Origin of the sequence: Empedobacter sp. UBA3239 (assembly GCF_002362875.1) — a bacterium.
GTDB lineage: Bacteria > Bacteroidota > Bacteroidia > Flavobacteriales > Weeksellaceae > Empedobacter > Empedobacter falsenii_B.
In genome coordinates this window covers 1-13,028 of record NZ_DEVJ01000039.1, presented here as the reverse complement: position 1 = coordinate 13,028, position 13,028 = coordinate 1, and the positions used below count along the sequence as shown (strand labels likewise).

General features: G+C 33.7%; 11 protein-coding genes and 1 pseudogene. 1 reads left to right on the top strand and 11 read right to left on the bottom strand.

Annotated elements, in window-relative coordinates; genetic code table 11:
* Positions 1-2: 2 nt before the first annotated feature.
* From paaB to B4G36_RS14060, 11 genes and pseudogenes are all read right to left on the bottom strand, one after another.
* Positions 3-290 (bottom strand): 1,2-phenylacetyl-CoA epoxidase subunit PaaB, encoded by a 288-nt coding sequence (gene paaB, locus B4G36_RS04985; protein ID WP_038335709.1) that lies wholly within the window; start codon positions 288-290, stop codon positions 3-5.
* A 4-nt stretch (positions 291-294) separates the two neighbouring features.
* The gene (paaA, locus tag B4G36_RS04980) at positions 295-1,260 is read right to left on the bottom strand and encodes a 1,2-phenylacetyl-CoA epoxidase subunit PaaA (protein WP_038335708.1); all 966 of its coding nucleotides are present in this window, start codon (positions 1,258-1,260) and stop codon (positions 295-297) included.
* 22 nt (positions 1,261-1,282) lie between these two features.
* Positions 1,283-2,365: a 1,2-phenylacetyl-CoA epoxidase subunit PaaE gene (paaE, locus tag B4G36_RS04975; RefSeq protein WP_291062435.1), complete on the bottom strand. Its 1,083-nt coding sequence runs from the start codon at positions 2,363-2,365 to the stop codon at positions 1,283-1,285.
* Between the two features lies 1 nt (position 2,366).
* Positions 2,367-2,939 (bottom strand): TetR/AcrR family transcriptional regulator, encoded by a 573-nt coding sequence (locus B4G36_RS04970; protein ID WP_038335706.1) that lies wholly within the window; start codon positions 2,937-2,939, stop codon positions 2,367-2,369.
* A 4-nt stretch (positions 2,940-2,943) separates the two neighbouring features.
* Entirely contained in the window at positions 2,944-4,281 is a 1,338-nt protein-coding gene (locus B4G36_RS04965; protein WP_291062432.1) for a phenylacetate--CoA ligase family protein, read from the bottom strand.
* A 115-nt stretch (positions 4,282-4,396) separates the two neighbouring features.
* On the bottom strand, positions 4,397-6,451 hold the full coding sequence (locus B4G36_RS04960; protein ID WP_291062430.1) for an alpha-ketoacid dehydrogenase subunit alpha/beta: 2,055 nt from the start codon (positions 6,449-6,451) through the stop codon (positions 4,397-4,399).
* A gap of 5 nt (positions 6,452-6,456) precedes the next feature.
* A complete protein-coding gene (locus B4G36_RS04955; RefSeq protein ID WP_291062428.1) occupies positions 6,457-7,716 on the bottom strand; it encodes a dihydrolipoamide acetyltransferase family protein in 1,260 nt (419 codons plus the stop codon).
* 129 nt (positions 7,717-7,845) lie between these two features.
* Positions 7,846-8,634 (bottom strand): phosphatase PAP2 family protein, encoded by a 789-nt coding sequence (locus B4G36_RS04950; protein WP_291062426.1) that lies wholly within the window; start codon positions 8,632-8,634, stop codon positions 7,846-7,848.
* 144 nt (positions 8,635-8,778) lie between these two features.
* Positions 8,779-9,909: a 4-hydroxyphenylpyruvate dioxygenase gene (gene hppD / locus B4G36_RS04945; protein WP_125350265.1), complete on the bottom strand. Its 1,131-nt coding sequence runs from the start codon at positions 9,907-9,909 to the stop codon at positions 8,779-8,781.
* A 207-nt stretch (positions 9,910-10,116) separates the two neighbouring features.
* Positions 10,117-11,274: a homogentisate 1,2-dioxygenase gene (locus B4G36_RS04940; protein WP_291062424.1), complete on the bottom strand. Its 1,158-nt coding sequence runs from the start codon at positions 11,272-11,274 to the stop codon at positions 10,117-10,119.
* A gap of 299 nt (positions 11,275-11,573) precedes the next feature.
* Positions 11,574-11,676: pseudogene (locus B4G36_RS14060) on the bottom strand (IS982 family transposase); the annotation flags it as partial.
* 1,036 nt (positions 11,677-12,712) lie between these two features.
* Between B4G36_RS14060 and B4G36_RS13990 the strand changes: the two are divergent.
* The gene (locus tag B4G36_RS13990; protein ID WP_312192864.1) at positions 12,713-12,952 is read left to right on the top strand and encodes a DoxX family membrane protein; all 240 of its coding nucleotides are present in this window, start codon (positions 12,713-12,715) and stop codon (positions 12,950-12,952) included.
* Positions 12,953-13,028 lie beyond the last annotated feature (76 nt).

Below are 13,028 nucleotides of genomic sequence, written 5' to 3'. Positions count from 1 at the left end.
AATTACATGTTTTTAATTTCTTCTGGTACATCATAAAAAGTTGGATGACGGTAAACTTTGTCTTCTGCAGGATCAAAAAATTGTTCTGCTTCATCAGGATTAGAAGCATGGATATTAGCAGATTCTACCACCCAAATACTTACACCTTCTAAACGACGTGTATATACATCACGTGCATTTTCAAGTGCCATTGTAGCATCAGCAGCATGTAAGCTCCCAACGTGTTTGTGGTCTAACCCTTGTTTACTTCTAATGAATACTTCCCATAAAGGCCAATCTCTATTTTCCATCTTTTTATGCATTTTTGCGTTGTTCTTTTTCTAATTCTCTTTGTTTTCTTTTTTCGTGGTAAGCTGTTGCTGCGTCACGAACCCAAGCTCCTTCGTTGTGTGCGTTACGGCGAGCATCCAAACGTTGTTTGTTACATTTACCGTTTCCTTTCACAACATTCCAGAATTCTTCCCAATCAATTTCTCCGAATTCATAGTGCCCTGTTTCTTCATTGAATTTTAGATCTGGATCTGGAATAGTTAATCCTAAATATTCGGCTTGAGGAATAGAAATATCCACGAAACGTTGACGTAATTCGTCATTCGAGAAACGTTTAATTCTCCATTTCATTGATAATTCTGAGTTTGATGATTCTTCATCTTTTGGACCAAACATCATTAATGTAGGCCACCACCAACGATTCATTGCATCTTGCAACATCGCTTTTTGTTCTGGTGTTCCTTTTGATAATACCACTAATGCTTCGTAACCTTGTCTTTGGTGGAAAGATTCTTCTTTACAAACACGTACCATTGCGCGAGCATAAGGTCCGTAAGAAGTTCTACATAATGGAACTTGATTCAAAATTGCAGCTCCATCTACCAACCAACCAATCATTCCGATATCTGCCCAAGTAAGGGTTGGATAATTGAAGATTGATGAATATTTTGCTTTACCTGAATGTAAGTCATTTAAAGTTTGGATACGAGAAACACCTAACGTTTCAGCTGCACAGTATAAGTATAATCCGTGACCAGCTTCGTCTTGAACTTTCGCTAATAAAATTTTCTTTCTATTTAACGAAGGCGCTCTTGTAATCCAGTTTGCTTCTGGTAACATCCCAACAATTTCTGAGTGAGCATGTTGAGAGATTTGTCTGATTAATGTTTTACGGTATGCATCTGGCATCCAGTCTTTTGGTTCGATACGAACTTCATTTTCAATCTTATTATCGAAGATTTCTTGAAAATCAATTTCTTTTGCACTCATTTCTAAACGTTTTTAAAGTTGATTATTTGGCATCAAAATCTACCACGACTTCTGCAGAACGAGGGTGCGCTTGACACGCTAATACAAATCCTCTTTCTAATTCATCTGGCTCAAGTGAGTAGTTGATGTCCATTTCTACCTCACCCTTCTCTACTTTACACTTACAAGTTGCGCAAACACCACCTTTACAAGCATAAGGTAAATCAGCTCCGTTTTGTAAAGCCGCATCTAAGATTGTATCGCCATTGTAACCCAAATCAAGCTGTAAAGCTGTTGCATCTAATTTAATGGTAACTTTACTCATTGTATCGTTTGATTGTTTTACAGCTTTTTGACGCTCTACCTTTTTCGCTTCTGCAGATGCACTATAGAATAATTCGAAATGTAAATGTTTTGCATCAACTCCTGCTTCTACAAAAGCGTCACGACCGCTTAAAATCATTTCTTCTGGTCCACAAAGGAAAACTTCGCTTACTTCTTTTGGATCGATGATATTTTGCAAGAAATATTCAATTTTTGATTTATCAATTCGACCACTCAAGATCTCAGCATCAGCCGTTTCGCGACTCAAGATATTGTAAACGCTAATGCGTTCCATGTATCTATTTTTTAATGCTTCGATTTCTTCTTTAAAAATAATCGAACCTTTGTTTCTGTTTCCATATAACAGCACAAATTGACTGTTAGGTTCTGTTTGTAGAACTGTTTTGATAATCGAAAGTACTGGTGTAATTCCAGATCCCGCCACAATTCCTACATATAACTTTTTGTTGTCTTCGTGTACTTCTGTAAAGAAATTCCCTTGTGGAGTCATTACATCAAGAACATCGCCAACTTTGATTGTATCGTTAACAAATGTCGAGAAAATTCCATCCTCAATTTTCTTTACAGCAACTCTTAATTCATTATCCAAAGGACTTGAACAAATTGAGTAAGAACGTCTAATTTCTTCGTTATTGTGAAAATTCTTAAACGTTAAATATTGACCATGTTTGAATTTGAATTCTTGGTTTAATTCTTCTGGCACTTCAAATGTAACGGATACACAATCTGGTGTTTCCTTTTTTACATTTTTAACGCGTAATTGGTGAAAATTTATAGCCATATTATTTTTGAAATCCGTTAATTAATAGTGTCATTAAGTCATTTTCTAACTGCTCTGGTGAGATATCTCGTCCAGGTTTGTACCACAATTCTATCCAACGTAATGATGATAATAAAGTAAATAAAGCAACCGAAACATTCAAATCTTTAAATTCGCCTGCTGCAATTCCTGCTTTGATAAGATTGGCGATTCTTTTTTCGTATCCTTTTCGAATTGTTTTATACAAATCCTTTTTCGTATCCGAAAGATTTTTCCAATCATTATTTGCAACAGAAACTTCGTTTGGCTCATCAATAATCATTCTGACATGCAATTGAATTAAATCTCTCAATTTCTGAACATTTGATTCGTTTGTATCTTCGATCGAGCTAATGTGAGAAACATATTGATTAGCAACTTTAAAACAAATCTCTTCTAAAATTTCGTCTTTCGAACGAATATGATTGTATAAACTTGCGGCTTCCATTCCAACCTTTTCAGCCAGTTCACGCATTGATGTTGCCGAATAACCTTTTTGTTTAAAGATTAAGGCAGCTTCTTGTATAATCAGTTCTTTTTTACTTTGTTTAGGCATATATTTATAAATGTCTGTTATCGATGATTCGGTTTAATTTCCCTCCTTCACTTTTCGGAAGTCCATCAACTTGGTACAATTTAACATTCATTCCTAATCCAATATTGTCTCTAATTTTTTTGTGAATATTAGAGATTAATTTGCAACATGCATGATTAGATTCGTCGTTCAAATTATCACAAGTGAAACCTTGGCTTGCAAAATAGTCAGGATTAATTTCAAATCCAACTTCTACAGCATCCATATTTTTAGGTTTTGTTAAAACTACTTGATAATTTGGTGATAATTCTGGGAATTCTGGAATAAAATCAGCGATTTGTGTGTGAAAGAAATTTACACCTCTAATAATCATCATATCATCTGCACGACCAATAATTGGTCCCATTTTGATATGTGTTCTTTTCTTAGAATGTTCGTACGTAAGGGTTGTGATATCTCCCGTCCAATAACGCACTAATGGTAAAGCTTCTTTTGTTAACGTTGTAATCACTAAAACTCCAGGTTGTCCGTAAGGCACAGGTTCACCTGTTTTCTCGTCTACAATTTCTGGAAAGAAATGATCTTCCCAAATGTAAGATCCTGTTCCTTGCTCTTCATAATCTTCATTAGATACACCAGGTCCGATAATTTCGCTCAATCCATAAATATTAGACGCTTTGATATTCAAACTTCCTTCAACTTCTTGACGTAACGCTTCTGACCATGGTTCTGATCCCAAAATCGCAAACTTAAGATTTAAGCTTTCTAACGATTCTCCTCTTTTTTTGATTTCCTCAGCTACTGTTAATGCATACGATGGTGTTGCACAAATCGCATCAGCCTGAAAATCTTTCAACAACATGATTTGTTTTTCAGTATTTCCACCAGAAATAGGAACAACTGTCATTCCTAACTTTTCTGCTCCATAATGTAATCCCAAACCTCCTGTAAACAAACCATAACCATAGGCATTTTGTAATGTCATCCCTGGTTCGCATCCAGAAGCTGCTAAAGAACGCGCTACTACTTCTGAAAATAATTCGATGTCGTTTTTGGTATAACCTACAACAGTTGGTTTTCCTGTTGTGCCACTTGAACAATGTAAACGGATTACGTTGCTCTTTGGTTCTGCAAATAATCCGAACGGATAGTTCTCTCTTAAATGTGTTTTTTTGGTAAAAGGTAATTTGTGTAGATCTTCAACACCTTTGATGTCTTCTGGTTTTATTCCAGCTGCATCAAATGCTTCTTTGTAAAAAGGTACATTGTTATACACTTTTTGCAACAAGTTTTGAAGTCTTTCGTTTTGAAGAACGCGCAATTTTTCAATTGGCATTTGTTCTATCTCGGGATTAAATATCATAATTTTTGCAGATTTTGATTTTTGATAATAACAAATTTAATCAAAAAAACTAAAAAAACTAACAAACGTTAGTTTTTTTAGTGTAAAAAATACAATTCATACTAATTATTGTCTTTTAATAAGATAAAACATCATTAATCAATGTTTTTAATTTTTCAGCATTAGGTAACATCTCTGCTTCTAAAGTCGAATTTAAAGGAATTGCTGGCATATCTTTCGCTCCTAACACACGAATTGGTGCATCTAAGTACTCAAAACACTCTTCATTAATTAAGCCTGAAATGCTCTGTGCAAAAGAGTTTTGCTTCGCTTCTTCTGTTAAAACAATACAACGATTGTGTTTTTTTACACTATTAAAGATTGTTTCTTCATCTAACGGAACTAATGTTCTTAAATCGATAATTTCGACTTGATTAGGAAAATCCTTCGCTGCTTGTTTTGCCCAATATACTCCCATTCCGTATGTAATAATCGTAACAGAATTATGATTTTGAGAAGATTCAGCCGTTAAAACTTCAAGTGCTTTACCAAAAGGCAATACATAATCTTCGTCTGGCTCAACAGTCGCGGCATCTTCTGTTCCTTTTATCTTACTCCAATACAACCCTTTGTGTTCTAACATTACCACAGGATTTGGATCATAATAAGCTGCTTTCATCAAACCTTTCAAATCCGCTCCAGTAGATGGATACGCAATTTTAATTCCTTTGATATTCGTCAAAACACTTTCTACCGAACTTGAATGATAAGGACCTCCACTTCCGTACGCACCAATTGGCACACGTAAAATCATCGAAACTGGCCATTTACCGTTTGATAAATAATTAGAACGTGCCACTTCTGTAAACAATTGATTCAATCCTGGCCAAATATAATCGGCAAATTGCACCTCAACAATTGGTTTTAAGCCTACTGCAGACATTCCAACCGTAGATCCGATTATAAACGCTTCTTGAATTGGTGTATTAAATACACGATTTTTACCATATTGTTTTGCTAAAGTTGCCGCTTCACGAAAAACTCCACCTAAACGCAACCCTACATCTTGTCCATATAATAAAGCCTCTGGATGTTCTGCCATTAATTCACGAATCGCAAACAATGCAGAATCTACCATCACTGTTTTTTCTTTTCCTTCTGGTGAACGATTTCCTTTTTCTTCGTTAATCGGTGTTGACGCAAAAACATGCGTATATAAATCTTCAGGACGAGGATTTTCTGCTTTTAATGCTTCTTGATATTCTACCTGAACTTGTTCTTTTATCTTATTTTCAATTTCGATTAAATCATTTTCATCGAAACCTTCATTTAATAAAGTATGTTTTAATTTATCGTAAGGATCACGAGATTGTGCTTCCTCTAAATCATCTCTGTACCATTCTTTGCGGACGCCAGATGTATGATGATTCAATAAAGGAACTTTTGCATGAACCAAAATCGGACGACGTTCTGTACGAATAATTTCAATTGCACGTTGAATCGTTTCATAAGAAGCTAAGAAATCCGTTCCATCAACCACAAAAACTTCCAAACCATTGAAACCTTTTGCATAATGAGCGATATCTTGTGCACGAATTTCATCTGCCGAAGCCGAAATATCCCATTCATTATCTTGAACCAAATATAAAATTGGTAATTGTTTCAACGCTGCCATTTGGAAAGCTTCTGCCACCTCGCCTTCCGTACAAGACGCATCTCCTAACGAACAAACTGCAATTGGTTTTACTTCATCATTGCAAAGACCTTCTAATTCTTTGTACTGCATTCCCATCGCAATTCCTGTTGTTGGAATCGCTTGCATTCCTGTTGCACTACTTTGATGCGGAATTTTCGGCATATTATCACGGCGCAAACTTGGATGAGAATAATAGGTTCTTCCTCCAGAAAAAATATCGTCGCGTTTTGCCAATAATTGCAACATCAATTCGTAAGGAGTAATTCCGATTGATAGTAACATGGCATCGTCTCGGTAATATGCGCTTAAATAATCTTGTGGTAATAATTGTAATCCTGTTGCAATTTGAATTGCTTCGTGTCCACGCGCTGTTGCATGTACATATTTGCTTGTTACAGCTTTATTTTCTTCGTATAATTCGGTTAAAGATTTTGCAGTAACCAATAATTCGTATGCTTGTTTAAGTAATGTTGTTGTTGATAATGTGGTTTCCATTCTGATTAAATTTGCGTGTTAACATCCCAATTCTCCATGTAATCTGAAATTCGTTTCAAGAAAACGCCTCCCAGAGATCCGTCTATCACACGATGATCAAACGAAAGTGACAAATACATAAATTGTCTCGCCACAATAATATCTCCGAATTCAGTTTCCAAAACCGCAGGTTTTTTCTTGATCACGCCAGTCGCTAAAATTGCCACTTCAGGTTGATTGATAATTGGCGTTCCCATCAAATTACCAAAAGTCCCCACATTACTTATTGTGAACGTTCCTCCACGAACATCATCTGGCGAAAGTTTATTATTTCTTGCTTTATCTACAATTGAATTCACACCTTTTGCTAAACCTTCTAAATTTAATTCATTGGCTTGATGAATGACAGGAACAATTAAATTATTACTTGGTAAAGCAGTTGCAATTCCAATATTTATCTCATTGTGTTTGATTATTTTAGTCTCAGTTTCATCAACTGACACATTAATCATTGGAAAATCTTTAATTGCACGAACAACACAATCTACAATTAACGGTGTAAATGTCAATTTTTGTTTGTATTTAGCTTCAAAAGCAGCTTTATTTTCTTCGCGCCATTTCACAAAATTCGTAACATCAGGTTCTACATAAGCCGTCACATGAGGCGAAGTTTGTTTACTCTTTTTCATGTGTTTTGAAATCAATTGACGCATTTTATCCATCTCAATAATTTCATCTTTCGCTCCATAAGAAGAACTTGAAACTATATTATTTTTATTTATAGTATTACTTGAATTATTAGTTGTAAATGGTTTATTTTGAATATAATTTAATACATCATTTTTCGAAATTCTTCCATCACGACCAGAACCTTTTATTTGTGAAATATCTGTTGATTGAAGATTTTCTTTTTGGATAATACTTTTTACCAAAGGTGATAAAAATTGATTTGTATCGATTGAATTTATAGTTTGTAAAGTTGTAACAGTTTCAATCTTTTTTTCTTCAACATTTTCAGTTTTTTGAGCTGATTGTTGTTGAGTTTCTGAAGGCTCAATTAAAGCGAAAACTTCTCCTATTTTTATCTCATCTCCTTCATTAAATCTAAACTCAATAATTTTTCCAGCAGTTGTAGAAGGCACATCAGAATCTACTTTATCCGTCGAAACTTCGGCAATTACTTCATCCTCATGAATGAAATCACCAACGTTTTTTGTAAAACGAACCAACTGTACAGACTCAACACTTTCTCCCAATTTTGGAATCGTTAGTTCTATATTCTTCATTTTATTTGTTTGCAGTTTTGAGCGTTGAATATAATCATTTTTTATAAAAACTAATGAATGTTAGTTGAAATATTCATTGGAATTTTGTTTTTTTAGTGTAGCTATTAGATTATCCAAAACTCATACCTATTAAAACCTCATCACCAAACCAACTCCAGCTTGATTATTTTGATAAACAGGAAAAACCATTGTCGCCACTTTTGATTCTTTATTTTTTGGATAAAACCAATTGTTAATCGTAGGAAATAACCAATACGCCAATTCCGTCGATAGAATACCAATTCCCGCTCCAGCAACAACATCTCCAACCCAATGACGATTGTTGATAACACGATAAACACCCGTAAAAGCAGCCAAAGGATATCCAGCCAAACTCAACCAAAAATTAGAATCTTGGTATTCTCGAAACATAAATTGAGCCGTAGAAAACGCATTTGCCGTATGTCCAGAAGGAAAAGAAAGATTGTTTGTACCATCGGGTCTTTCCTCTTGCACAGCGTGCTTTAGTCCCATTACCAAACCTGTATTGATGATTTGAGAAGCTGCAAAAATTATTGTACGATCTCGTAAATTATGTTTCCCTTGAACGCCAGCCAAATTCAATCCATAAACCGCCGCTGCAGGTAAATATTGTGTATAATTATCATATTTATTTCCTTTTGTTTTATCTTCTAAAATTTCGTTTTGAGTAGATTTATTTAAATTATCCAATGCTGGAATTGCCAAACTCAAACTTCCGTATGTAATTAAAGTCGCAGGAATAATCAACTTTTTGGCGTTGAAATGATAAACTTTATCTTCTGGATTAAATGTTTGCTTTGGAATAGAATCAAGTTGAATAGAATCGGTTTTAGTTTGCTGAATTGTATCTTGTGCATTTCCTTTTATCGAAAATATTGAAAGTAATACACAATTCATGACTATCGTTTTTGTTTTAATTTGGTTCATTTTCACATTCATTTTATTGAACAAATGTATTTGAAACCTCCTTACACAAAACTTAAGATTTGATTAAGAAAAAAGCCATTAGCAATAATCCAATGGCTTTTAAAAAATATCTATTTATAAATTTCCTCGACGTTCTTGCTCTCTTTCTAAGGCTTCGAACAATGCTTTGAAATTACCTGCTCCAAACGATTGTGCCCCATGACGCTCGATAATTTCGTAGAATAATGTTGGACGATCTTCGACTGGTTTCGTAAAAATTTGTAACAAATAACCTTCTTCATCACAATCAACCAAAATTCCTAAATCTTGTAACTTCTTAATATCCTCATCAATTTCACCAACACGCTCTGGAATCATATCGTAATAAGCCTCTGGTGGCGCAGATAAAAACTCAACTCCACGAGATTTAAGTTCTGTCACAGTTTTTACAATATCCTTAGTTGCAACTGCAATATGTTGTACACCTTCACCTTCATAAAAATCTAAATATTCTTCGACTTGAGATTTCTTTTGACCTTCTGCAGGCTCATTAATAGGGAATTTTGAATAACCATTTCCGTTACTCATCACTTTCGACATTAATGCTGAATACTCTGTATTGATTTGTTTATCATCAAACGATAAAATATTTACAAATCCCATTACATCTTGGTACCAAGCAACCGCCTCGTTCATACGATTCCAACCCACATTACCAACACAGTGATCCACATATAATAAACCACAATCAGTTGGTTGATATGTTGATTCAGATTTTACATAACCTGGCATAAAAGGACCTTCATAATTTTTACGTTCAATAAACATATGGATTGTTTCGCCATATGTATAAATTCCAGACATTTTTACTTCTCCAAACTCATCTGTAATCGTAGTTGGCTCCATATAAGGTTTTCCTCCACGTTTTGTTGTTTGCTCAAAAGCATCGTACGCATCATCCACCCAAAGTGCTAAAATTTTAACTCCATCACCATGTTTCATTGCATGTTGACAAATTGGAGAATCTGATTTTAAACCAGAAGTTAATACCAAACGAATCTTCCCTTGTTGTAAAACATAAGAAGCTCTATCTCTCACTCCTGTTTCTGGGCCAGCATATGCAACTTCTTGAAATCCGAAAGCTGTTTTGTAATAATGTGCAGATTGTTTTGCATTACCAACATAAAACTCGATATAATCTGTTCCATTAATTGGAAGAAAGTCTTGTGCTAATGCTATTTTTTCAGCAAATGTTTGTGTACTCATTTTTATTGTGTTTTTATTTTTATGTATTATCTAAAAAGTATTAAATTTTTACAGTTATTGATAACTTTGGGGGAGATTCCTCCTAACGTCGGAATGACATCATGTCAAGCTGAATTTATTTCAGCTTCTCTTCAAATTAACTTATGAGATATTGAAACAAGTTCACGATGACAAATCGTGCAACTCATAACTCATAGCTCATAACTTTTAATAAAGCCAAGATTTATAATAATCTGGATCTTCAATTTCTAACGCTTGTTCAGTTAACATCAATGGTCTGAAAGGATCAATCATTACGGCTAATTCATGTGTTTCTTTCGCTCCAATCGATTTTTCAACTGTACCAGGATGTGGACCATGCGGAATTCCTGCTGGATGTAATGTAATTTGTCCTTTCTCAACCGATTTTCTCGACATAAAATCTCCATCCACATAATATAAAATCTCATCAGAATCTACATTACTATGGTTATAAGGAGCTGGAATCGCATTTGGATGATAATCGAAAAGACGTGGAACAAAACTACAAATCACAAAACCTGCTCCTTCGAAAGTCTGATGAACAGGTGGTGGCTGATGGATACGCCCTGTAATTGGCTCGAAATTATGAATAGAAAAAGCCCATGGATAATGATAACCATCCCAACCTACAAAATCGAAAGGATGAGTTCCATAAACGTAAGGATAAATTAATCCTTCTTTTTTGATCATAATCTTGAAATCTCCGTGTTCATCATTGGTTTCAAGATTTTGAGGACGTTTAATATCACGCTCGCAAAAAGGAGAATGTTCCATTAATTGTCCAAAATGATTGCGATAACGACGAGGTGTTTCAACTGGGCTAAATGATTCTGTAATAAACAATCGGTTATTAGAATCATTAAAATGAAGTTGATAAATAATTCCACGTGGAATCACTAAATAATCTCCATATTCAAATTCAATTTGTCCATAACCAGTTTTTAAAACTCCAGAACCTTCGTGTATAAAAATTACTTCATCCGCCATCGAATTTTTGAAGAAATAATCAGTCATCGATTCTTGTGGCGCAGCCAATGAAATATGCAAATCATTGTTAACCAAAACTGGTACACGAGATTCTAAATAATCTTTGGTAGGTTTTACTTTAAAACCTTTTAAAGAGGTATGCTTTAAATGTTTTGCGCGAGCAATTTTTGGCTCTACCGAATAAGGTTCGCTAATCCCTTTTACCAAAGTTGGTGGATAACAGTGGTAAACATTGGAATACGTACTCGAAAATCCATGCGTAGAAACTAATTCTTCTGCATATAATTCTCCATTTGGTTTTCGGAATACCGTATGTCGCTTTTGTGGGAATTCTCCCAAATGATGATAAAGTGGCATATCGTATTTTGTTTGTTATTTTGATGAAAAGGGATATAGATGACGAGATTCGTCAACAAATAATCTGCAATATTCTAGTGTGAATATTGAGCAAATACAATTTTGGAAAGTAAAGCAGAAGTTTGCTTATTCATTCCAACAAATAAAGGTTTAATATTTTCTTTAATTGTTTGCATTTCTTTTCTGTGGCTATCTCAAAGATAGAAACATTTTTTGATTGTACAAAATACCTTACTAAAAAATGCTTTACAACAATTATTTTCAATATTTTTAAAAAACTACATATAACCCGTAGGGCATTATTGAACTAGATTAATTTTGAGATTATTTTATGTTTCTATTGAAAAGAAATTTATTGAGATGCTGAATGGTTGTTAAAACCTTTATTCTAACTAAAATTCGCTGTTATAAGAAAACGTATTACATCAAGCTTAGAATGTAGCAAAAATCTATGCTTCTATTGTGGTGAGAAAAGATTATATATTCATTTTGGCCTGATCCAAAACATTTGAAATCAAGAATTTGAAATTAAAAGGAGAAGCTTTATAAGCTTCGGAATATTACTTTTTGCTTGATCAAAAAGTAATCTCGACTCTTCAGCAATGATAATCTATAAATTTGTTGTTATAAGTGAATTTAAGTATAGAAAAGTATTATAAAAATGTCATATGATTTGGAAACGAGTGTCAAAAAGTTGAAAGTCATGATTAAGATGTTTTACTGTTTGCGGAGCAAATGATTTAAAACATTCAATGACTGAAACCAATTTTGACCGTTGAAAATCAAAGACAAGAGTTTTTTGATTACTTTTTTGCTCTCAAAAAAGTGATAGAAAGATTATTCTCGTTTTTCAAAACTATATTTCATTCATTTTTTATTCATGAGTTATTATTGTTTTCAAATGAATTCATATGCCCTTTGGGGAACCTTGACGCAAAAACATTTGAGATTAAGAATTTGAAATTAAAAGGAGAAGCTCCTGTGGAGCTTAGGTAAAATTGTTACAAGTTGATTAATAATTATATGTTCATTTTTTCCTTGATGAAAAAACATTTGAGATTAAGAGGAGAAGCTTGATAAGCTTCGGTATATTACTTTTTATTCATGGGTTATTATTGTTTTCAAATGAATTCATATACCCTTTGGGGAAGTCTTGATCAAAAAGTAATCAAAAGTTATTCATATGATTTATTATTATTTTTAAGGTATTCATGAATGCAAAGCATTACAAGACTTCGATTTTTGACGTTCAATCTTCATTTTACTCCCTAAAAATCTTAAACGATTCGCTATCGCTCACTAATCTTTTTTACGCTTGTTTCAATGGATTGAAACTCGTCTGCAAATCGTATGTCGCCTTTAAAATTCTTATTTACAGTAATCTCAACTCTTCAGCAATGAGGGGTGTCCAGGGAAAAATTTTAAAGACACTATAGAAATGGAAGTACCTTATTTTATTGTACTTTTAATAATATTGGTTCAATCAATTGGTGCATTAGCTTTACTTTTAGGTTTTTTAACAAGAATAGCTGCAGCTGGAAATTTTATCATAATGGTAGGTGCTTTGTTTGTTCATTTTAAAAATGACTGGAATATGAATTGGTATGGTAAAAAACGGAGAAGATATAGAATATTTTGTTTTGCTGCTCGGAGTTATACTTGTTTTAATAATAGATAGAGGAGGTTTATTTTCTTTAGATTCTATGATTAAATTATTTTTGAATAAGTATCAATTACCGGTAGTGCATTTGTAT